Here is a 21,290-nt window from a genome sequence, read left to right on the forward strand (position 1 = left end):
ATGGGTCGACCCGGCGTTCGATATTCGTTCGAGTGGAAATCGGATGCGCGGGGCCGCGGGGGAGTGGTATCCGCGCCGACCCCGGCCCCCTGGAGCGGTGCCGGCAGCCGGAACGGCAAGTCCCGACGTCAGGCGACCGAAGCGGCTCCCGCCGCACCCGCCGCCGGCTGCTCGGCGGTCAGCGCCCCGCGGATGCCGGCCGCCACCTCGCCGTGCACGGGCAGGGCGAGATGCCCGACGCCGCTCACCCGGACGTTGCGCGAAATGAGATCCGGATGGTCGATAGCGGCGGTCTCGACGGGGACCATGATCTGATCGAGCTCACTCCAGAAAGCGATGAAATGCGTCGCGCAATGCGGGGCGGGCGCGGCAAGTTCGGCGATGACTTCCGAATCGGGACGCATCTGCCGCACCAGCGGGTGGGCGGACATGGCCGGCGCCACACGGGTGCCGCCGTGGGGCGTGCCGAGCGTGACCAGCGTGCGCACCCGGGCGTCGCCACCCATCCGCTGGATGTAATACCGCGCGATCAGGCCGCCCAGGCTGTGTCCGACCATGTCGACCTGCTGCCGTCCCGTCCGGGCGCAGACCTCCTCCACGTGGCGCGCCAGCAGTGCGGCCGCCGTGCGGACGTCGCAGGTGAGGGGCGAGTAGTTGAGGGACCACACCTGCCGCCACCCGTGCCGCCGCAGCGAGCGCCGCAGCAGTATGAAAACCGAACGGTTGTCGATGAAGCCGTGCAGGAGGAGGACCGGTGGCCGGTCGCCCGGCATGTCGTCCGAGGGCCCGGGCGTGTCGGACCGGATCGGTGGATCGGACCGCACCGGCGTGTCGGACCGCAGGGCCGGCGCGGACGGCACGTCCAGCATGTCCAGCGTGTCCACGTCCACGGTCATGTCCGCCGTGTCCGGGACGGGAGGGGTGGGCGGGCGGCGTTCCTGCAGGATCCCCGTGGGATAGATCAGGACGTGCGCGGTGAGGATCGCCAGCTCGAGCACCGTGGACCGCACGAGGGCGGCCGACGGGCGCACAAGAGCACAAGGGCGAAGGAAGCTGAAAAGAAAGGGCAAGGCCCTCATGGCCGACCGACCTCCCGAACGGCACCCGGAAGGCGGCTCCCTGCCCCGTGTGCCCTCGCGGGCAGCTGTGCGCGGCCTGGCGGGCGGACGCGGCGCCGTGCGGCGTACGGCATGACGGCCCCGTGGCCCGGCGGACCTCGTCGCGGCTCCCCTCACTTCCGCTCCGTGGCCCGGCGGCTCGTATCCGGGTGGCTCTGGTGGCCCGTGAGACGCGGGGTGCGGCAGCGATGCGTAGCGAACGTGGTGTCCCACGTGTGATTTCCCCCTCGCTCTCCACCGCGAAACGGCCGGTTGCGGGATGCTGGAGATAACGTTCGTTCACGTCCTCGGCGCTGTGGGCGCGAGGAACCTCGCGGCGGTCGACGGCAGTCGTACATGGAGGCAGTGATGGGAGTGACCGGTCCGATCCGTGTGGTGGTGGCCAAGCCGGGGCTCGACGGCCACGATCGCGGGGCCAAGGTCATCGCGCGTGCGCTGCGGGACGCCGGCATGGAGGTCATCTACACCGGACTCCACCAGACGCCCGAGCAGATCGTCGACACCGCGATCCAGGAGGACGCCGACGCGATCGGCCTGTCGATCCTCTCCGGTGCGCACAACACCCTCTTCGCCAAGGTGATGGAGCTGCTGCGCGAGCGCGACGCGGCGGACATCAAGGTCTTCGGCGGCGGGATCATCCCCGAGGAGGACATCCCCCCGCTCAAGGCCCAGGGCGTCGCGGCGATCTTCACCCCGGGCGCGACGACGACGTCGATCGTGGAGTGGGTCAACGCCAACGTCCGCCACCCGGCCGAAGCCTGAGACCCCGTCGGGGGCGTGGCTCCGGTGTCGGTCGGGGGTGCGTTTCGGTGTCGTCCGGGGCCGCGCTTTCGATGTCGTCCGGAGCTGCGTTTCCGGTGTCGTGCGGGTGTGTGGCCCCGGTGTCGGTCGGGGGGCGTTTCCCGGTGTCGTTCCGGGGCGCGGCTCTCGTGTCGGTCGGAGCCGCGCTTCCGGTGTGGTGTGGGGTGTGGCTCCGGCGTCGGTCGGGGCCGCGGCTCCGGTGTCGTTGGGGCGTGCTTCCGGCGTCGTTCGGAGGCGTGGCTCCCACGTTTCCCGGGGTCCCGCAGGGCCGGTTCGGGTGCGCGGCTGCGCCGCGCTTGCCCTCAGCCGGCCGCCGCGAGCTCCGCTCGCATCGTGGCGCGCAGCCGCAGTGTGCCTATGAGGCGCTCGAACGCCTCCGTCCAGTAGTCCGCGCCGGGTGTGGTCGGGACGGATTCCGCTGCCGCGGGGCGGACGGTCAGCGCTTCCAGCCGGTCCGCCTGCTCAGGGTCGAGGCAGCGCTCGGCGAGGCCCATGACCCCGCTGAAGCTCCACGGGTAGCCGCCCGCGTCCCGGGCGCAGTCCAGCGCGTCCACCACGGCCCTCCCCAGTGGTTCGGCCCACGGCACCGCGCACACCCCCAGCAGCCGGAAGGCCTCCGACAGGCCGTGTGCCCCGATGAAGTCGGCCACCCACACGGCCCGTTCCCCCGCGGGCAGCGCCGAGAGCAGTTTCGCGGGGTCCAGCCAGGAGGAGCCCGCGGGCGCGGGCGGTGACGCGGCGGCGCCGAGCAGCACCCGCGACCACTCCGCGTCCCCCTGCCGCACCGCCGCCCGGCACCAGGCGGCGTGGAGATCGGGCTGCCAGCCGTCTGCCACCGGCAGGGCGACGGCCTCCTCGGCGCTCCGGACCCCGAACCGCTCGCACCAGAGGGACAGCGGTGCCGCCTCCACCAGCTGGGTCAGCCACCACGAACGTTCACCCCGCCCGGCCGGGGGTTTGCGCACGACGCCGTCCCGCTGCATCGCGCTGTCGCACTCGTGCGGCGCCTCGACCACGATGCGCGGACCGCCCTCCCCGGTGCGGTCCAGGGCGACACAGGCCCGGGCCCGCGCCGCCATCCGCTGTGAGAGCGCGGAACCGGGGAGGGTGGACAGCAGTTCGGCCGCCACGGCGCGTACGTTGCGGCTGCGATCGGAAAGGGCCTGCTCGAAGAACGGCTCGTCGGCGGGCGAGCACTCCTCCCGCAGCACGTCCAGGAGCAGGAGCCGGTCCTCGGCCCGTTCCTTCGGCCACGTCGCGGCCAGCATCTCCCGCGCGGCGGACGGATCGCGGTGCCGTACCGAGGCCAGCACGGCGACACGTTCGGCGAACAGCCCCTCCTGCCACACGCGCTCTTCCCGGCCCCCGCCGGCTTCGCCCGTGGCGGCCGGGGCCGTGGCTCCCGCGGCGTGGCCGCGGAGGGCGTACTTCCACTGCGGATTGAGCCGGGCCAGCCACAGGGCCCGGGGGCCGCCCAGTGCCAGCGCGTCCGGCCGCAGGTCGCTACGGGCGCGGGCGGCTTCCAGCAGTGCGGGCAGCAGGGCGGCGGGGGCGCGGTATCCGTGCCGGTTGGCGGCCGCGAGCCACTGGGGCAGCAGCTCGGTGAGGTCGGGGGCGCCACCGCGCCGCCCGCCGCCCGGCGCCGCCCGGTCGGCGAGCAGCAGCGCCAGCCGCCGCCGCGCGGCGTCCGGCAACGGGGGCCTGGGATCCTCGGGCGCCGCCTCGGGCCGCGCCGCCGCGGGCGCCGGAAGCAGGGCGGCGCGACGCTGCACCGTCCGTAGCGCCGCGGCGTCCAGCAGGGCGCCGGCGGTGTCCTGCCCGGCCCGGGGAGGAGCGGGCGGCGTGCGCCGCTCGGTGCCGAGCAGGGCGGCCGAGACGAGGTCGTCCCAGGTGCCGGTCGTCATGTGCGTGCCTGCCTTTCGTGTCGCTCGCAGTCTCGGTCGTGTGTCGACATGTCTTGGCTCGTGTTCTGACTGTCGCGTTGTCGCTTCATCGGGGCGGGAGCATGGGGGTGCCGCGTTCGGCGCCGCGATGTCCCGGGCGCCACTTCAGGGGCGTGTCGCCAGGCGGTCGCACCGGCTGCGGGTACGGGCGTGGGAGCGGGAGGACGGGATGCCGGGCGTTGAAGATCGCGCCCGGCCGGTGCCGACCCGCCCGCCGACCGTGCCGGCCGGCACGATGCAGTGGGGGCGCTTGCCCCGGGCCACGGGCGCCGGGCGGCGCTGGGTGCCGGAGGCCGTTCGGTGCGCGTCAGAGCGCCACCGGCTCCGGGGCCCACGTCGCCAGCGGTGTGAAGCCCCGGTGGCCGCATTCGCCGAAGACCGTCACCGGCCCGCCGCCGGATATGGCCGCGAGCTGCCACAGCCCCGTACCGTCACCGCCGCCGCGAGAGGCCACCGGCAGCGCCGACTCACCCTCCACGTCGCTCATGTGCCACCTGCGTCCGCCGTCGCCCGGCACCGGTATCACCGAGGACAGGACCACCGGCCATGCCTCCAGCCAAGGGTCGCCCCGCAGGGCGTCGCCGTAGGCGCGCAGGGCGTCCCGGGCGTCGCCGCCCGGCGGCGGGGCGGGGCAGGGCTCGGGTGCGCCGTGCCTGGTGCCCAGGACCGCGCGCAGCGGTCGCGCGGAAGGGTGAAAGGCCAGGTCGGCGTCCAGGGCGAGCCCCACGGGCAGGGACAACTCGGGGGCGCGGCCCGCCGCCCCGTAGGACAGGAGAAGGGCCATGCGGCCCGTCTCGCGGCCGTGGAGCCAGATGCGGCGGGTGGTCAGGCGGCCGTCGTCACTGTCCCGCTGGGCCAGGACGAGCCAGTGGTCGCGCACGAGCGGGCCCGCGGCGAGCAGGGCCGCCGCGTCCGTGCTGATGCCGACGCGGCTGCGCACCGTCGCGGCCAGCGCCTCGGGCAGCTCCTCCACGCGCAGGTACCCCTGGCTGAGGGTGTGCAGCAGAGCGCACTCCTCCAGCATGCGCGACGCCCAGTCCGTCCCCGCCCCGGACCCGGCGAGCGAGGCCAACTCCCTTACCCAAGCGGCCAGTCCGGGTGCCTGGGCGTCGACCATGCGGGCCGCCGTCTCCTCCCACTGCCCGTACCGCGCCCCCTCGACCGCGGCCAGCCCGCCCCGCAGCAGATCGGACAGCCGCTGCTCCAACTCCGAGGCACCCGTGGCGATACGCCCCGCCCGCCGCTCGGCACGCCGCCGCGCCGCCTCCGTGTCCACCGGGGCCGTGGCACCCCCCACTGCCCCGGCCTCCGAATCGGCCCGCTCGGCACGCCCCCGGCGGCGCTCCAGCCACTGCCCCGCCCAGTCCGGCGGGGCGTCCGCGGCCGGCACCGCGGCCGGCCCCTCCGTCCACAACAGCAGCAACCCCAGGGCGTGTTTGCAGGGGAACTTGCGGCTCGGGCAGCTGCAGTGGAAGCCCGGTCCGCCCTGCCCCGCCAGGTCCACGACCGTCCGGTACGGCTTGCTGCCGCTGCCCGCGCACTCCCCCCACACCGCGCCCACGCCCCCGTCCGTGTGCGCACCCGGGCCCGACCACGGTCCGGGCGCCGCGAGCTTCGCGCCCGCCTTACGTGATGCGGCGTCAGGTGCGAGCGCGAGCACCTGTTCCGCCGTCCAGCGTTCCCCCTGCGGATTCATGCCCCCGAAGGTAGGGCCACCCACTGACAATCGCTCTGACCTGCGGATTCGACGGGCAAAGGCCGATTGTCAGTGGGGTGGTGCAGGGTGTGAGACGCATCCCGGAACCGCACGACGAGGGGGACTTGTGACCGTGTCCGGAATTGAGACCGAAGCCCTGCGACCGCACGCCGAGGACGCCTTCGCCGACGAGCTGAAGGCCCTCGCCGCGGCCGACGACCGGCCCAGGCCCGAGCATTGGCGCCTGTCGCCCTGGGCCGTCGCCACCTACCTGCTCGGCGGCACGCTGCCCGACGGCACCGTCATCACGCCGAAGTACGTCGGCCCGCGCAGGATCGTCGAGGTCGCCGTCACCACGCTGGCCACCGACCGGGCCCTGCTCCTGCTCGGCGTGCCCGGCACGGCCAAGACCTGGGTGTCCGAACACCTGGCCGCCGCCGTCAGCGGTGACTCCACCCTGCTCGTGCAGGGCACGGCCGGCACCGCCGAGGAGGCCATCCGCTACGGCTGGAACTACGCCCGGCTCCTCGCCCACGGCCCCAGCCGCGAGGCGCTCGTGCCCAGCCCGGTCATGCGGGCCATGGCCCAGGGCATGACCGCGCGGGTCGAGGAGCTGACCCGCATCCCCGCCGACGTCCAGGACACGCTCATCACGGTCCTGTCGGAGAAGACCCTGCCCATCCCCGAGCTCGGCGAAGAGGTCCAGGCCGTGCGCGGCTTCAACCTGATCGCCACCGCCAACGACCGCGACCGCGGCGTCAACGAGCTCTCCAGCGCCCTGCGCCGCCGCTTCAACACGGTGGTGCTGCCGCTGCCCGCCACGCCCGAAGCCGAGGTGGACATCGTCTCCCGGCGCGTGGACCAGCTCGGCCGCTCCCTCGACCTGCCCGCCACCCCCGACGGCATCGACGAGATCCGCCGCGTCGTCACGGTCTTCCGCGAGCTCCGCGACGGGGTCACCACCGACGGCCGCACCAAGCTCAAGTCGCCCTCGGGCACGCTGTCCACGGCCGAGGCGATCTCCGTCGTCACCGGCGGGCTCGCCCTCGCCGCGCACTTCGGCGACGGTGTGCTGCGCGCCGGCGACGTGGCCGCGGGAATCATGGGCGCCGTCGTCCGCGACCCCGCGGCGGACCGGGTGATCTGGCAGGAGTATCTGGAGACCGTCGTCCGTGAGCGCGACGGCTGGAAGGACTTCTACCGCGCCTGCCGCGAGGTGTCGGCATGACGCCGCCCGCCACCGCGACCCCCGCGCTGCTGGGCGTCCGCCATCACGGCCCGGGATCGGCGAGGGCCGTGAGGGCGGCTCTCGACCAGTGCCGGCCCGACGCCGTGCTGATCGAGGGGCCGCCGGAGGCCGACGCCGTCGTCCACCTCGCGGCGGAGGAGGGCATGCGCCCGCCCGTGGCCCTGCTCGCCCACGTCGCGGACGACCCCGGGCGCGCCGCGTTCTGGCCGTTCGCCGAGTTCTCCCCGGAGTGGGTGGCCGTCCGGTGGGCACTGGCGCACGACGTCCCGGTGCGCTTCATCGACCTGCCCGCCGCCCACTCCCTCGCTGTGGACGAAAAGCCGCACCGCGCGGGTGACGGCAGCGGCGAGGGCGAGGGGGGCGGCGAGGGTGACGGTGGCCGACCCGTCGCACCACGGCTCGACCCCCTGGCCGCGCTCGCCGGAGCCGCCGGTTACGACGACCCCGAGGTGTGGTGGGAGGACGCCGTCGAGCACCGCCGCGCCGGCGGCCCGGCCGGCGGCGACGCCCTCGCGCCCTTCCGGGCCGTCGCCGAGGCCATGGCCGAGCTGCGCGCAGCCTTCGGGGAGGAGGCCGCCGACGGCGGGACCGGCGGCGACGGGCCCGCCGACCGGGACGCCGTCCGGGAAGCGCACATGCGGCTCAAACTCCGTGAGGCGAAGCGTCAGTTCGGCGACGCCGTAGCGGTCGTCTGCGGCGCCTGGCACGTACCGGCCCTCGCCGCCAAGCGGACCGTCGCCGCCGACCGGCAGCTGCTCAAGGGCCTGCCCAAGGTCAAGGCCGAGCTGAGCTGGGTGCCCTGGACCCACCGCCGGCTCGCCCGGTGCAGCGGCTACGGCGCCGGAATCACCTCGCCCGGCTGGTACGGACACCTCTTCCACGCCCCCGACCGTCCCGTCGAGCGCTGGATGACCACTGTCGCCGGCCTGCTGCGCGACGAGGACTTTCCCGTCTCCTCCGCGCACGTCATCGAGGCCGTACGGCTCGCGGACACCCTGGCCGCCATGCGCGGCCGCCCGCTCGCCGGGCTCGCCGAGACCACCGACGCGATCCGGTCGGCGATGTGCGACGGTTCCGACGTGCCGCTGGCGCTCGTCCAGGACCGGCTGGTCATCGGGGACGTGCTCGGCGAGGTCCCCGAATCCGCGCCCGCCACACCGCTCCAGCGCGACCTCGCGCGGCTCCAGCGGAGCCTTCGCCTCAAGCCCGAAGCGGCCCATCGTGACCACGAGTTCGACTTGCGCAAGGACGTCGACGCGGCCCGCAGCCTGCTGCTGCACCGTCTGCGGCTGCTCGGCGTCGGCTGGGGCGAGCCGGCCCGCCACCGCTCAGGGCTCGGGACGTTCCGCGAGAGCTGGCGGGTGTGCTGGGAGCCCGAGTTGTCGGTGCGGATGGCCGAAGCGGCGGCCTGGGGCACCACGGTGGAGGCCGCGGCGACGGCGAAGGCGGAGTCCCTGGCCCGTGAGGCGACGTCCCTCGCCGAGGTCACGGCCCTCGCTGAGCGCTGCCTCCTCGCGGGGCTGCCCGCCGCCCTGCCCGTCGTCATGCGCGCCCTCGCCGACCGCGCCGCACTCGACGCGGACGTGGGGCACCTGGCCCGGGCCCTGCCCGCCCTCGTGCGTTCCGTGCGGTACGGCGACGTGCGCCGCACCGACACGGCCGCCCTCGGCGAGGTGGCCGCGGGGCTGGCCGAGCGCGTCTTCGTGAGCCTGCCCGCGGCGTGCGCGGGTCTCGACACGGACGCGGCCGAGGAGATGCGGGGGCACATTGACGCGGTGCACCAGGCGGTGGCCCTGCTCGGCCAAGCCGGCCGGCCGCCCGCCGGGGAGACCGAGGCGGAAGAGACCGATACGGGCCCCCAGGCCGCCGATGCCGATGCCGCCGATGCCGACGTCGCCGCTGCCGGTTCCGGCATACGCGGCCGTTGGGCCGCCGTGCTCAAGGTTCTCGCCGGGCGCGACGGGCTGCCGGGCGGCATCCGGGGACGGGCCGCGCGGCTGCTGCTCGACGACGGGCGGCTGACGGACGACGAGGCGGCACGGCTGATGGGCCTCGCCCTCTCGCCTGGCACGGCCCCGGCCGAGGCGGCCGCGTGGATAGAGGGCTTCGTCGGCAGCGGGGGCGCCGGCGGCATGCTCCTCGTCCACGACGAGCGCCTGCTCGGGCTCGTGGACACCTGGCTCACCGGCGTTCCACCGGACGCGTTCACGGACGTCCTGCCGTTGCTGCGGCGGACCTTCTCCGCGTACGAGCCCGGCGTGCGGCGCACGCTCGGCGAACTGGTCCGGCGGGGCAGGGCGAGCGGCGCGGAGGCCGTCCGCGGCGAGGGAACGAGGAACGGGTTCGGCGCGGGCCTGGACGAGGAGCGCGCGGCGGCGGTGCTGCCGACGATGCGCCTGCTGCTGGGCATCGCACACACAGGGGGAACGGAATGACGACCGACGCGATGACCTCCGGCGACGCGATCACCTCCGGCGGCGCGATGGCCGCCGGCGGCACGCCGACGACCAGCGGGGCGGCGACGATCGGCGCCGTGCCGACGACTGGCGCCACGCCGGCCACGGGTGCCACGCCGACCACCAGCAGTGCCGCGCCGGCCATCGGTGCCACGCCGATCACCGGCGGTGCGACGGCCTGCGGCGCCACGGCGAGCGCCAGCCATGCCGTGTCGGCCTCCGGCGCCACGCCGGCCACCCGCGACGCGACGGCTTCCGGCGCCACGCCGACCACCAGCAGTGCCACGCCGGCCATCGGTGCCGCGCCGGCCATCGGCGGCCAGGTCGCTGCCGTGACCATCACCACCACCAGCGGTGCGGCCTCGGGCGCCCGTCCCGGCGATCCCGTGGCCCTCGCCTCAGCTGGCCCGGGCCTCGCCTCAGCCGGCTCGGGCGTCGTCTCTCCGTGCGCCGATCCCGTCGCCGAGCGGCTGCGGCGCTGGCGGCTCGTTCTCGGGGGTGAGGCTGACGGGGGTGACGGCACCGGCTGTGCGCTCGCCGGGAGCGACGCCGCCATGGACCGCACCCTGGAGGCCCTCTACGGCTCCGGCGGGGCGGCGGCTCCGGGCCGGCGCGAGGCCGGGCTCGGCGGGTCCGCGCCGCGCGTGGCCCGCTGGCTGGGGGACATCCGCACGTACTTTCCGGCTTCCGTCGTTCAGGTGATGCAGCGCGACGCCATCGACCGGCTGGGGCTGTCGGCCCTGCTGCTGGAGCCGGAGATGCTGGAGGCCGTGGAGGCGGACGTCCACCTCGTCGGCACGCTGCTGTCCCTGAACCGGGCGATGCCCGAGGCCACGAAGGAGACCGCGCGGGCCGTCGTCCGCAAGGTCGTCCAGGACCTCGAGAAGCGCCTGGCCAACCGCACGCGGGCCACGCTCTCCGGCGCTCTCGACCGGTCCGCGCGGGTCAGCCGCCCCCGCCACGCCGACATCGACTGGAACCGCACGATCCGGGCGAACCTCAAGAACTACCTGCCCGACCACCGCACCGTCGTCCCCGAGCGTCTCATCGGCTACGGCCGTGCCGCGCGGTCGGTGAAGAAGGAGGTGATCCTCTGCATCGACCAGTCCGGCTCGATGGCCGCATCCGTCGTCTACGCCTCCGTCTTCGGCGCGGTCCTCGCCTCGATGCGGACCCTCGACACGCGCCTGGTCGTCTTCGACACCGCCATCGTGGACCTCACCGACCAGCTGACCGATCCCGTGGACGTGCTGTTCGGCACCCAGCTCGGCGGAGGCACCGACATCAACCGGGCCCTCGCCTACTGTCAGTCACGGATCACCCGCCCGGCGGAAACCGTCGTGGTCCTCATCAGTGATCTCTACGAGGGCGGAATCCGCAACGAGATGCTCAAGCGTGTCGCGGCGATGAAGGCGTCCGGTGTTCAGTTCGTCACCCTGCTGGCGCTCTCCGACGAGGGCGCCCCCGCCTACGACCGGGACCACGCGGCAGCGCTGGCGGCCCTTGGCGCGCCCGCCTTCGCCTGCACCCCGGACCTCTTCCCGGACGTCATGGCGGCGGCGCTGGAGAAGCGCCCCCTGCCGGTCCCCGAACCGATACCCGGAAAGGGCGCCTGACGCGCGGCGCGGCGCTGGGCGGCGGATCCGGCCGGGCCCCGGTATACCCGTATGCGTACGGGCGCCGTCGCGATCTGTGAGCGTAATCACGGCCAGAGTGTGACCTGTGATTTAGGGACCTCCCGCCCTCGGGGATAACCTGCGAGACGGACATGCCGCGTCAACGGTGAACGTGTGCCGCCCTCGTAAAAGATCGCGTCGTCACGCTGCCCTGCGGCACGCCCGCGCAGACAACGAACCGCGATATCCATGGAAAAGGGACGGACGCGCGTGGACCTGTTCGAGTACCAGGCGAGGGACCTCTTCGCCAAGCACGGTGTACCGGTGCTGGCCGGTGAAGTCATCGACACGCCTGAGGCGGCGCGCGCGGCGACTGAGCGCCTTGGCGGCAAGTCGGTCGTCAAGGCGCAGGTGAAGGTCGGTGGCCGCGGCAAGGCCGGCGGCGTGAAGCTGGCCGCGACCCCGGACGAGGCCGTCGCTCGCGCGACGGACATCCTCGGCATGGACATCAAGGGCCACACGGTCCACAAGGTGATGATCGCCGAGACCGCTCCCGAGATCCTTGAGGAGTACTACGTCTCGTACCTCCTCGACCGCACCAACCGCACCTTCCTGGCCATGGCCTCGGTCGCCGGTGGCATGGACATCGAGGAGGTCGCCGCGACGACCCCCGAGAAGCTCGCCAAGGTGCCGGTCGACGCCAACGAGGGCGTCTCCATCGAGAAGGCCCGCGAGATCGTCGCCCAGGCGAAGTTCCCGGCCGAGGTGGCCGAGAAGGTCGCCGAGGTCATGGTGACCCTGTGGAAGACCTTCGTCGCCGAGGACGCGCTCCTCGTCGAGGTCAACCCGCTCGCCAAGGTCGCCAGCGGCGACGTCATCGCCCTCGACGGCAAGGTCTCGCTCGACGAGAACGCCGACTTCCGCCAGCCGGAGCACGAGGCGCTCGAGGACAAGGCGTCGGCCAACCCGCTTGAGGCGGCCGCCAAGGCCAAGGGCCTGAACTACGTCAAGCTCGACGGTCAGGTCGGCATCATCGGCAACGGCGCGGGTCTGGTCATGTCGACCCTCGACGTCGTCGCCTACGCCGGTGAGAACCACGGTGGCGTCAAGCCCGCCAACTTCCTCGACATCGGTGGTGGCGCCTCCGCCGAGGTCATGGCCAACGGCCTCGAGATCATCCTCGGCGACCCGGACGTCAAGTCCGTCTTCGTCAACGTCTTCGGTGGCATCACCGCGTGCGACGAGGTCGCCAAGGGCATCGTCCAGGCCCTTGAGCTGCTCAAGGACAAGGGCGAGGACGTCACCAAGCCGCTGGTCGTGCGCCTCGACGGCAACAACGCCGAGCTGGGTCGCAAGATCCTTTCGGACGCCAACCACCCGCTCGTGCAGCGCGTGGACACCATGGACGGCGCGGCCGACAAGGCCGCCGAGCTGGCTGCGGCTAAGTAAGGGACGAGGACTCCACAACCATGGCTATCTTCCTCACCAAGGACAGCAAGGTCATCGTCCAGGGGATGACCGGTGCCACGGGCATGAAGCACACCAAGCTCATGCTGGGTGACGGCACCAACATCGTCGGCGGCGTGAACCCGCGCAAGGCCGGCACCGAGGTCGACTTCGACGGCACGGCCGTCCCCGTCTTCGGCTCCGTCGCCGAGGCGATGGAGAAGACCGGTGCCGACGTCACCGTCGTCTTCGTGCCGCCGGCCTTCGCCAAGGCCGCCGTGGTCGAGGCGATCGACGCCGAGATCGGCCTGGCCGTCGTGATCACCGAGGGCATCGCCGTCCACGACTCGGCCGCCTTCTGGGCGTACGCCAAGTCCAAGGGCAACAAGACCCGCATCATCGGTCCGAACTGCCCCGGTCTCATCACCCCGGGTCAGTCGAACGCCGGCATCATCCCGGGCGACATCACCAAGCCCGGCCGCATCGGTCTGGTGTCGAAGTCCGGCACGCTGACCTACCAGATGATGTACGAGCTCCGTGACATCGGCTTCTCCTCGGCCGTCGGCATCGGTGGCGACCCGGTCATCGGCACCACGCACATCGACGCGCTCGCCGCGTTCGAGGCCGACCCCGAGACCGAGCTGATCGTCATGATCGGTGAGATCGGTGGCGACGCCGAGGAGCGCGCCGCGGACTTCATCAAGGCCAACGTCACCAAGCCGGTCGTCGGCTACGTGGCCGGCTTCACCGCGCCCGAGGGCAAGACGATGGGCCACGCCGGCGCCATCGTCTCCGGCTCCTCCGGCACCGCGCAGGCGAAGAAGGAGGCCCTTGAGGCCGCGGGCGTGAAGGTCGGCAAGACCCCGTCCGAGACCGCTCGCCTCGCGCGCGCCGCGCTGGCCGGCTGACACGCCGTCCCCCGGAGCGACACGTCCGGGAGCAGTGGGCCCGTACTCCGTCAGGGGTGCGGGCCCACGCCCGTACGCGTGGCGGCCGTCCGTCCGCGTGGTGGCCGTCCCTGCGCGTGGTGGCCGTCCTTGTACGTGGCGGCCGTCCCTGCGCGTGGTCGCCGCCCTTACACGTGGCGGCCGTCCGTCCGCGTGGTCGCCGTCCATCCGCGTGGCGGCCATCCATCCGCGTGGCGGCCTGAGCGGCCCCGCCCGGCGGGACCGGCGGGCCGCCCGACGCGCAAGTGGCCCTGGAGCGCGCCTCTTCCGCAACTATCGATACATTCCCGGCACATCCGGATACTCCCCATACGGGCGACACGAGGGTTATCCACCAGCTACCGGCTACACGCCCGAAAGGCGTGTTGTTGGCAGCATGGCCCCGTGAGCCACTACGCCGAACACGGCCCCGCGTCGCCGCCGCGCCATCGGCCCGCCGTGCGCGGCCCGTCCGCGGCGAGCCACGTGTTCTTCGGCGGGGTCCTCGCCGCCGGTCTGGGGCTCGGGGCCTTCGCCATGGGCGTGCTGGCGTTGTGGATCACCTCCCCGTACCCCGACAGCGGCCCCGCGGACGCGTTGCGCATCGCCGCCGACCTGTGGCTGCTGGCCCACGGGGCGGCCCTGGTGCGGACCGACACGCTGTCCGGCGTGCCCGCGCCGCTCGGGCTGACGCCGCTGCTGTTCGCCGTGGTGCCCTGCACCCTGCTCTACCGTGCCGCCCGGCACGCCCTCGAACCCGCCGAGAGCGCTCCCCCGGACACGCCGGGACCCGCCCCGCGCACGGCGATCACCGCCATGCTGGGCGGCTATCTGCTGGTGGCCGCGGCCGCGGCGCTGTACTCCTGGTCCGCGCCGGTCCGGGTCGCGCCGCTGAGCGCGCTGCTGCACCTGCCGTTGGTCGCGGCGGCGTTCATCGCGGCCGGGGTCTGGACGGCGGCGGGCCTCCCCGCACCACCCGCACCCCTGTTCGTACGCCGGTACGTGCCCTGGGGCGTACGGGCATGGTTCACGCGCTCCCACATGGCCACGGTCGTGCGCGCCGGGGTGTCGGCCACCGGGGTGCTCCTGCTCGGCGGCACCTTGTTGCTGGCCGTCTCGCTGGGTCTGCACACGGGCGCGGCGCGGGACGCCTTCGCCCACCTCGCGACCGGCTGGCACGGCCGGCTCGCGGTGTCCCTGCTGAGCGCGGCGCTGCTGCCCAACGCGGTCGTCTGGGCCGCGGCCTACGGGGTGGGGCCAGGCTTCACGGCCGGCGCGGGCGGTGTGGTCGCCCCGCTTGCGGTGGCGGCCGACCGCCCGCTGCTGCCGCACTTCCCCCTGCTCGCGGCGCTTCCCTCGCCCGGCGAGGCGGGCCCCCTGGGGCTGGCCGGGGCGGTCGCGCTGACCGCCGGGGTCGGGGTCGCGGCCGCGCGGGCCGCCGTACCGCGGCGCACCACGCGGGTGGGGCGCCGTGAGGTCGCGATGATCGCCCTGCTGGCCGCCCTGCTCTGCGGGGTGCTCACCACGGTGCTCGCCTACGCGGCGTCGGGCGCACTCGGCAACGCCGTCCTGGCCGACTTCGGCCCGCCGTGCTGGCGCACGGGCGCGGCCGCCGCGGCGTGGACGGGGGCGCTCGGCGTCCCGGGCGCGCTGGTGGTGCGGTGGCGGCGCGGCGCGGTGCTGCGGGCGCGGGCCAAAGCGGGCACGGACGCGGACGCGGGTGTGCTGACGGGGTGGCGGCGCGTGGGCTACGCCCTGGGGCTGGCGGTGGACGCGGACGAACCGGGGCAGGAGCCGCAGCCGCAGCCGGCGTCACCGGCGCCCCCGCACGACCCCGAGGCACAGCGGCACCCCCGGGAGCCGCGCCACCCGGAGGAGCCCGGCGCGACCGGCACGCAAGGGAACGAGAACGAGGACGCCGGCGAGGACGCCGGCGAGGACGAGGCCGGGCGCGAGGCCGGGGGCGACGACGAGCGGCCGCGGTCGTGGTGGCGGGGCGTGGCGGCCTGGTACGGCTTCGGGCCGAGCGAGCCTCCGCCGCCGGAGGTGGCGTACGAACCGGAGATGCTTCCGCTGCTGCCGACGCTGGGCGCCGGGCAGCCACCCGAGGCCGCGCCGCCGGCTCCGGCGCGCCATCCCTGGTGGAAGCCCCGCCGCAAGGACCCCGAGGCCCAGGAACCCGGGCCCCGGGACCCTGGTGCCCCGGACCCGGCCGCCGTCTCCGCCCCGGCCTGGCACGACACGGGCTCCCGCCAGGTCCGCTGGGCGGCCCTCAAGGACTCCGGTGCCCGGCTGGCCCCGGAGCTGGACGCCCCCGGCGCGAAGCCCTCGGCGCCGGAAGGGGACTGACGGCACCACCGCGGACTGCCGAGCCCCGGGCACGCCTCGCCCCGGCTCGCTCGCTTTCGCGGGCCGCTCGCCCGCCCCGCCAGTCGACGCGTGTGGGTGGTGAAGCCGGTCGGTGTGAGCCGTCGCCATCCCGCTCGTGGTGCCTGCGGGCCCGGCTCCGCAGAGGCCGGTTCGCTGACGGGAGAGCCGGCTGCTCACGCCGCCAGCGCCCGCGCTGCCCACGCGCGCGGTGATGGTGCCTCGGCTCGGCCCGGCCGGGGTCACCCCGCCCGTGGTGCCGGTGGGGCCGGCCAAGCTAGGGCCGCCGGCTCGCCCGCTCGGGCCGCTTGCTCGCCCCGCCACCGGCCACGCTGCCCCCGCGCGCGGTCATGGCGCCTCGGCTCGGCCCGGCCCGGGGTCACCCCGCCTGTGGTGCCGGTGGGACGGGCCAAGCTAGGGCCGTCGGCTCGCTCGCTCGGGCCGCTTGCTCGCCCTGCCAGCGCCGCGCTGCCCCCGCACGCGCTCACGGAGCCGCTCGGCTCACCCCAGCCGGCACCGTCCCGCCCCGCAGCCGACCGCCCCCGCCGCCCCGTCTCAGTCCTGCGACCCCAGCAGCGGGCGCAGTTGCTTCGGGAGGTGGTTCTCGCAGGACTGGAGGGACGTCTGGGTGAGGGCGTCGTCGACGCAGGTGTAGTAGTCGCGGTAGACGAGGTGCACGGTGAAGGTCGCTGCCACGATGGCCAGGGCCAGGCCGCCGGTGACCAGGCCGCTGACGGCCGCCGTGGTCTGGGGGCGGAAGCCGCCCGCCGTGGGCGCCGGGGCCGGGGTGTCCGGGTCGCGGGGCTTGGACTTGGCGCGCAGGGCGCTGATGCCCCAGTAGACGGAGAGGGCGCCGAGGAGCAGCGCCACCTGCGGGATGCTGAAGAGCGCGAAGAAGAAGCCCCACATGCCGGCGAGGAGCGCGTAACGGGCGCGCCGCTGTGCGGGGTCCGTCGGGTCCCAGCGCAGGCCGCCGCCCGGGCCGCCTCCGGACGGGTTGGGGCCCCCGGGGCCGCCTCCCTGGCCGCCGAAACCGCCGTCCTGCCGTCCCGGCTGGCGGTTGCTCCACTGGCTGCCCCACGCGGGGGGCTGCTGGCCGGAGCCGCCCTCGCCGTCTCCGTCGCCGTCCCCGGCGGGGGGCTGCGGTTGGCGCGGCTGCCAGGGCCGGTCGGGCCGGCCCTCGGGCGGCGCCGCGAAGGGGTTGTCCCGCTGGTCCTCCGAGCCCGTGGCGTTCGACGGCGGCGACTGGCGTCCGCGCAGCGCGATGGCGGCGGGCAGCGGAGGGCGGTGAGCCGCGTGGCGGCGTCGGTCCGGCATGTGGAGTGTTTCTTCCCCTTGTGGCGTCGTCCTGCACATCGAGCCTACGGCGACGCGCCCGGTTTCCCGTGTCGCCGGCCGGCCCGGTCCGACGCTACCCGCCGAGCACGCCCCCGTCCCGTGGGGGCCGTTCGGTGTGCCGGTATCGTTGCTGGCGGTCGACGGCTTCGTAGAGTCCCCCGTATTCGGCGAACCCTTCGGCCTGTACGAACCTACGAAGATTGACCCACGAAGTGTGACCGGCGAACCGTGGCCGACCCGACCGGTCGGCCGGCCGCGCTCACCACCGCACCAGACCGCGAGAAAGGGCCTTAACCGTGGAGGCGCCGAACCGCCCCGCCCGCATCGTCGTGCTCGTCTCCGGTTCCGGCACGAACCTGCAGGCCCTGCTCGACGCCATCGCCGCCGACCCCGATGGCTACGGCGCCCGCGTCGTCGCCGTGGGTGCCGACCGCGACGGCATCGCCGGGCTCGAGCGCGCCGGCCGCGCCGGGCTGCCCACCTTCGTCTGCCGCGTGCAGGACCACGCCTCGCGCGGGGCCTGGGACCAGGCGCTGGCCGAGGCGACGGCGGCGTACGAGCCGGACCTCGTCGTCTCGGCAGGCTTCATGAAGATCGTGGGCAAGGAGTTCCTCGCCCGGTTCGGGGGGCGGCTCGTCAACACGCACCCCGCCCTGCTCCCCAGCTTTCCCGGCGCCCACGGCGTGCGCGACGCGCTCGCGTACGGCGTGAAGGTGACCGGGTGCACCGTGCACCTCGTCGACGAGGGCGTCGACACCGGCCCGATCATCGCCCAGGGCGTCGTCGAGATCCGGGACGAGGACGACGAATCCGCGCTGCACGAGCGGATCAAGGAAGTCGAGCGCACGCTGCTCGTCGATGTCGTGGGGCGCATGGCCCGCAACGGCTACCGCATAGAGGGACGAAAGGTAAGGATCCCGTGACCGCCGAAGGTACGACGACCACCGAGGACACCCAGCGGCCCATCCGCCGCGCGCTGGTCAGCGTCTACGACAAGACGGGCCTGGAAGAGCTGGCCCACGGGCTGCACGCGGCCGGCGTCGAGCTCGTCTCGACCGGCTCGACGGCCGGCCGGATCGCGGCTGCGGGCGTCCCCGTCACCAAGGTCGAGGAACTGACCGGTTTCCCCGAGTGCCTGGACGGCCGGGTCAAGACGCTGCACCCGCGCGTCCACGCCGGCATCCTCGCCGACCAGCGCCTTGAGGCGCACCGCGCCCAGCTGGACGAGCTGGGGGTGCGGCCCTTCGAGCTGGTGGTCGTGAACCTCTACCCGTTCCGCGAGACGGTCGCCTCCGGCGCCTCGCCCGACGAGTGCGTCGAGCAGATCGACATCGGCGGCCCCTCGATGGTCCGCGCCGCCGCCAAGAACCACCCCTCGGTCGCGGTGGTCGTCAACCCCGGCCGTTACGACGACGTCCTCAAGGCCGTCACCGACGGCGGCTTCGACCTCGCCGCCCGCAAGCGCCTGGCCGCCGAGGCGTTCCAGCACACGGCCGCCTACGACGCGGCCGTGGCCAACTGGTTCGCGGAGGGTTACGGCGCGGACGAGGGCCCGTGGCCCGACTTCATCGGGGCCTCCTACACCCGCAAGCAGGTTCTGCGCTACGGCGAGAACCCGCACCAGTCCGCCGCGCTCTACCTCGACTCCACCGGCACGGGGCTCGCGAACGCCGAGCAGCTGCACGGCAAGGAGATGTCCTACAACAACTACGTGGACACCGACGCGGCCCGCCGCGCCGCCTACGACCACGCCGACCCCTGTGTCGCGATCATCAAGCACGCCAACCCCTGTGGCATCGCGACCGGCGCGGACGTCGCCGAGGCGCACCGCAAGGCGCACGCCTGCGACCCGCTGTCCGCGTTCGGCGGTGTGATCGCCGTGAACCGCCCGGTGTCGGTGGCGATGGCCGAGCAGGTCGCCGAGATCTTCACCGAGGTCGTCGTCGCGCCGGACTACGAGGCCGGCGCCGTCGAGGTACTGGCCCGGAAGAAGAACATCCGGGTGCTGCGCTGCGCCGACGCGCCCGCGGCGCACGGCGAGTCCCGGCCCGTCGAGGGCGGTCTGCTGGTCCAGGCCAAGGACCGCCTCCAGGCCGAGGGCGACGACCCGGCCAACTGGACGCTCGCCTCGGGTGAGCCCCTGCCCGCGGCGGAGCTGGCCGAGCTGGCCTTCGCGTGGCGGGCGTGCCGCGCCGTGAAGTCCAACGCCATCCTGCTGGCCAAGGACGGCGCGACCGTCGGCGTCGGCATGGGCCAGGTCAACCGCGTGGACTCCGCCAAGCTGGCCGTCCAGCGCGCCGGCGAGGAGCGCGCCCGCGGCTCGTACGCGGCCTCCGACGCGTTCTTCCCCTTCCCCGACGGCCTGGAGGTGCTGCTGGCCGCGGGCGTCAAGGCGGTGGCCCAGCCCGGCGGTTCCGTCCGCGACGAGCAGGTGGTGGAGGCCGCGAAGGCAGCGGGCGTGACCATGTACTTCACGGGCACGCGCCACTTCTTCCACTGACCGGTCCGGCCGTACGGGTACGCGCGCGTGCCGCGTCCGTACGGCCGTACGCCCACGTGTCCGGCGATCTGGCCGGACCGTGGGCGGTTCGCACCCCACGCAAAGGCACACCGCGGACCCGACCTGAGTGGAAGGCGGGCCGCACGATCCGGGAGGATGGCCCCCATGACCGCCAAGATTCTCGATGGCAAGGCCACCGCGGCCGCGATCAAGTCCGAACTGACCGTCCGTGTGGAGGCCCTGAAGGCCAAGGGCGTCACGCCCGGCCTGGGCACGCTCCTGGTGGGCGACGACCCCGGTAGCAAGTGGTACGTCGCCGGCAAGCACCGCGACTGCGCCGAGGTCGGCATCGGCTCGATCCAGCGCGAGCTGCCCGCCACCGCCACCCAGGAGGAGATCGAGGCGGTCGTCCGCGAGCTCAACGAGAACCCCGACTGCACGGGCTACATCGTCCAGCTCCCGCTTCCCAAGGGCATCGACACCAACCGCGTCCTGGAGCTGATGGACCCGGCCAAGGACGCCGACGGCCTGCACCCGATGAGCCTGGGCCGCCTGGTGCTCAACGAGACCGGCCCACTGCCCTGCACCCCCAACGGGATCATCGAGCTGCTGCGCCGCCACGACGTGGAGCTCAACGGCGCGCACGTCGTCGTCGTGGGCCGCGGCATCACCGTGGGCCGCTCGATCGGCCTGCTGCTGACCCGCAGGACCGAGAACGCCACGGTCACCCTCTGCCACACCGGCACCCGTGACCTGTCCGAGCAGCTGCGCCGTGCGGACATCATCGTCGCGGCGGCGGGCGTCGGCCACCTGATCAAGCCCGAGGACGTCAAGCCGGGCGCGGCGGTCCTCGACGTGGGCGTCAGCCGGGACGGCGAAGGCAAGATCATGGGCGACGTGGACCCCGCGGTGGCAGGCGTCGCCGGCTGGGTCTCGCCCAACCCGGGCGGTGTCGGCCCGATGACCAGGGCGCTGCTCCTGGTCAACGTGGTGGAGGCCGCGGAGCGCGCAGCCGGCGGTGGCGATGCGGGCTGAGCCGGGCGCGCCGCGGCCCGGGAACGGGGCCGGAGCGAAGCGCGGGCAGGACGCCGGGCCGGCCGGCCCGGACGCCGAGAACGGCGCAAGCGCTGAGCAGGGCGCAAGCGCCGAGAAGGGCGCAGGAACCCCCGGCGGCGCCAGCGGGCCGGCCGGCAAGAACGGCGTGAGCGGCGAGAACGGCGCGGGCGCGACGGAGGGCACCGGGAAGGCGGCCGGCGAGAACGGCGCGGCAGTCACCGGCGAGACGGCCGAAGGTGCGGCCGGCGCGAACGGCGTCAGCGCCAAGAACGGCGTCAGCGCCAAGAGCAGCGCTGGTGCCAAGAACGGCGTCGGCGCCGAGGCCGGAGCGGGCGTGACGGAGGGCACCGGCGACGCAGCCGACGCCCCCGCCGTCGGCAAGTCCTCCCGGAGGCCTCCCCGGGTCACCCGGGACACGGCCCGCCCCGAGGGCGGCGGGCGCGCCGCGCCCGGTGGCGCGCCGGCGCCCGCGCGCCAGTGGCCGCTGCTGGCGGTCTTCGGCGCCACGGGCCTCGGCCTGCTGATCGTCGCGTTCGACGCCTTCCGGGTGGGCACGCTCCTGATCGGGCTGGCCATGCTCGGGGGCGCGGCGCTGCGCTGGGCCCTGCCGTCCGTGGGCATGCTCGCCGTGCGCTCGCGCTTCACGGACATCGCCACGTACGGCGGTCTGGGAGTGGCGATCGTCCTGCTGGCCCTGATGGCTCAGCCGCACGCGTGGCTGAAGCTGCCGTTCCTGGAGGACGTGCTGCACTTCACCGTCCGGTAGGGCAAGGTGCGT

15 protein-coding genes are annotated in these 21,290 nt (G+C 74.4%); 11 read left to right on the top strand and 4 right to left on the bottom strand.

Annotation, left to right across the window (positions count from 1 at the left end; translation table 11 throughout):
• Positions 1 to 128: 128 nt before the first annotated feature.
• On the bottom strand, positions 129 to 1,079 hold the full coding sequence (locus CYQ11_RS18405) for an esterase/lipase family protein (protein WP_099201729.1): 951 nt from the start codon (positions 1,077 to 1,079) through the stop codon (positions 129 to 131).
• 387 nt (positions 1,080 to 1,466) lie between these two features.
• On the opposite strand from CYQ11_RS18405, the gene icmB reads away from it, so the two are divergent.
• Positions 1,467 to 1,880: a coenzyme B12-dependent isobutyryl CoA mutase small subunit gene (gene icmB / locus CYQ11_RS18410; protein WP_099201863.1), complete on the top strand. Its 414-nt coding sequence runs from the start codon at positions 1,467 to 1,469 to the stop codon at positions 1,878 to 1,880.
• 341 nt (positions 1,881 to 2,221) lie between these two features.
• Here the strand turns inward: icmB and CYQ11_RS18415 are convergent, their stop codons facing one another.
• Both CYQ11_RS18415 and CYQ11_RS18420 read right to left on the bottom strand, forming a co-directional pair.
• Positions 2,222 to 3,823 (bottom strand): DUF5691 domain-containing protein, encoded by a 1,602-nt coding sequence (locus tag CYQ11_RS18415; RefSeq protein WP_099201728.1) that lies wholly within the window; start codon positions 3,821 to 3,823, stop codon positions 2,222 to 2,224.
• Between the two features lie 346 nt (positions 3,824 to 4,169).
• Positions 4,170 to 5,558 carry an SWIM zinc finger family protein gene (locus CYQ11_RS18420; protein WP_099201727.1) on the bottom strand — a complete coding sequence of 463 codons (1,389 nt, stop codon included), beginning with the start codon at positions 5,556 to 5,558 and terminating at the stop codon, positions 4,170 to 4,172.
• Between CYQ11_RS18420 and CYQ11_RS18425 the strand changes: the two genes are divergently transcribed.
• The 6 genes from CYQ11_RS18425 (at position 5,557) to CYQ11_RS18450 (ending at position 15,600) form a co-directional block, all read left to right on the top strand.
• Positions 5,557 to 6,786 carry an ATP-binding protein gene (locus CYQ11_RS18425; RefSeq protein ID WP_398780181.1) on the top strand — a complete coding sequence of 410 codons (1,230 nt, stop codon included), beginning with the start codon at positions 5,557 to 5,559 and terminating at the stop codon, positions 6,784 to 6,786. The genes CYQ11_RS18420 and CYQ11_RS18425 overlap by 2 nt on opposite strands.
• Positions 6,783 to 9,242, top strand: a complete 2,460-nt coding sequence (locus CYQ11_RS18430) for a DUF5682 family protein (protein WP_099201725.1) — start codon at positions 6,783 to 6,785, stop codon at positions 9,240 to 9,242. The genes CYQ11_RS18425 and CYQ11_RS18430 overlap by 4 nt, the downstream gene beginning before the upstream one ends.
• Before the next feature lie 491 nt (positions 9,243 to 9,733).
• A complete protein-coding gene (locus tag CYQ11_RS18435) occupies positions 9,734 to 10,879 on the top strand; it encodes a VWA domain-containing protein (RefSeq protein ID WP_240003089.1) in 1,146 nt (381 codons plus the stop codon).
• A 270-nt stretch (positions 10,880 to 11,149) separates the two neighbouring features.
• Positions 11,150 to 12,328, top strand: coding sequence for an ADP-forming succinate--CoA ligase subunit beta (gene sucC, locus CYQ11_RS18440; protein ID WP_099201862.1), 1,179 nt, complete (start codon positions 11,150 to 11,152; stop codon positions 12,326 to 12,328).
• A 20-nt stretch (positions 12,329 to 12,348) separates the two neighbouring features.
• Positions 12,349 to 13,233 carry a succinate--CoA ligase subunit alpha gene (gene sucD / locus CYQ11_RS18445; RefSeq protein WP_099201724.1) on the top strand — a complete coding sequence of 295 codons (885 nt, stop codon included), beginning with the start codon at positions 12,349 to 12,351 and terminating at the stop codon, positions 13,231 to 13,233.
• Between the two features lie 423 nt (positions 13,234 to 13,656).
• Positions 13,657 to 15,600, top strand: coding sequence for a cell division protein PerM (locus CYQ11_RS18450; protein WP_099201723.1), 1,944 nt, complete (start codon positions 13,657 to 13,659; stop codon positions 15,598 to 15,600).
• 573 nt (positions 15,601 to 16,173) lie between these two features.
• Here the strand turns inward: CYQ11_RS18450 and CYQ11_RS18455 are convergent.
• On the bottom strand, positions 16,174 to 16,935 hold the full coding sequence (locus CYQ11_RS18455) for a hypothetical protein (protein WP_099201722.1): 762 nt from the start codon (positions 16,933 to 16,935) through the stop codon (positions 16,174 to 16,176).
• 317 nt (positions 16,936 to 17,252) lie between these two features.
• On the opposite strand from CYQ11_RS18455, the gene purN reads away from it, so the two are divergent.
• From purN to CYQ11_RS18475, 4 genes are all read left to right on the top strand, one after another.
• The gene (gene purN / locus CYQ11_RS18460; protein WP_099201721.1) at positions 17,253 to 17,879 is read left to right on the top strand and encodes a phosphoribosylglycinamide formyltransferase; all 627 of its coding nucleotides are present in this window, start codon (positions 17,253 to 17,255) and stop codon (positions 17,877 to 17,879) included.
• Positions 17,876 to 19,456: a bifunctional phosphoribosylaminoimidazolecarboxamide formyltransferase/IMP cyclohydrolase gene (purH, locus tag CYQ11_RS18465; RefSeq protein ID WP_099201720.1), complete on the top strand. Its 1,581-nt coding sequence runs from the start codon at positions 17,876 to 17,878 to the stop codon at positions 19,454 to 19,456. The genes purN and purH overlap by 4 nt, the downstream gene beginning before the upstream one ends.
• Before the next feature lie 165 nt (positions 19,457 to 19,621).
• Positions 19,622 to 20,491 (top strand): bifunctional methylenetetrahydrofolate dehydrogenase/methenyltetrahydrofolate cyclohydrolase, encoded by an 870-nt coding sequence (locus CYQ11_RS18470; protein WP_099201719.1) that lies wholly within the window; start codon positions 19,622 to 19,624, stop codon positions 20,489 to 20,491.
• A 166-nt stretch (positions 20,492 to 20,657) separates the two neighbouring features.
• Positions 20,658 to 21,278, top strand: a complete 621-nt coding sequence (locus CYQ11_RS18475) for a DUF3017 domain-containing protein (protein WP_240003620.1) — start codon at positions 20,658 to 20,660, stop codon at positions 21,276 to 21,278.
• Positions 21,279 to 21,290: the final 12 nt, after the last annotated feature.

This window comes from Streptomyces cinnamoneus (genome assembly GCF_002939475.1).
In the GTDB taxonomy this organism is placed as follows: domain Bacteria; phylum Actinomycetota; class Actinomycetes; order Streptomycetales; family Streptomycetaceae; genus Streptomyces; species Streptomyces cinnamoneus_A.

What these genes read in the sequence shown, in the direction of transcription:
- CYQ11_RS18405 (WP_099201729.1), bottom strand. Translation starts at nt 1,079, where the DNA reads ATGAGGGCCTTGCCCTTTCTTTTCAGCTTCCTTCGCCCTTGTGCTCTT.
- icmB (WP_099201863.1), top strand. Translation starts at nt 1,467, where the DNA reads ATGGGAGTGACCGGTCCGATCCGTGTGGTGGTGGCCAAGCCGGGGCTC.
- CYQ11_RS18415 (WP_099201728.1), bottom strand. Translation starts at nt 3,823, where the DNA reads ATGACGACCGGCACCTGGGACGACCTCGTCTCGGCCGCCCTGCTCGGC.
- CYQ11_RS18425 (WP_398780181.1), top strand. Translation starts at nt 5,557, where the DNA reads ATGCCCCCGAAGGTAGGGCCACCCACTGACAATCGCTCTGACCTGCGG.
- CYQ11_RS18420 (WP_099201727.1), bottom strand. Translation starts at nt 5,558, where the DNA reads ATGAATCCGCAGGGGGAACGCTGGACGGCGGAACAGGTGCTCGCGCTC.
- CYQ11_RS18430 (WP_099201725.1), top strand. Translation starts at nt 6,783, where the DNA reads ATGACGCCGCCCGCCACCGCGACCCCCGCGCTGCTGGGCGTCCGCCAT.
- sucD (WP_099201724.1), top strand. Translation starts at nt 12,349, where the DNA reads ATGGCTATCTTCCTCACCAAGGACAGCAAGGTCATCGTCCAGGGGATG.
- CYQ11_RS18455 (WP_099201722.1), bottom strand. Translation starts at nt 16,935, where the DNA reads ATGCCGGACCGACGCCGCCACGCGGCTCACCGCCCTCCGCTGCCCGCC.
- CYQ11_RS18470 (WP_099201719.1), top strand. Translation starts at nt 19,622, where the DNA reads ATGACCGCCAAGATTCTCGATGGCAAGGCCACCGCGGCCGCGATCAAG.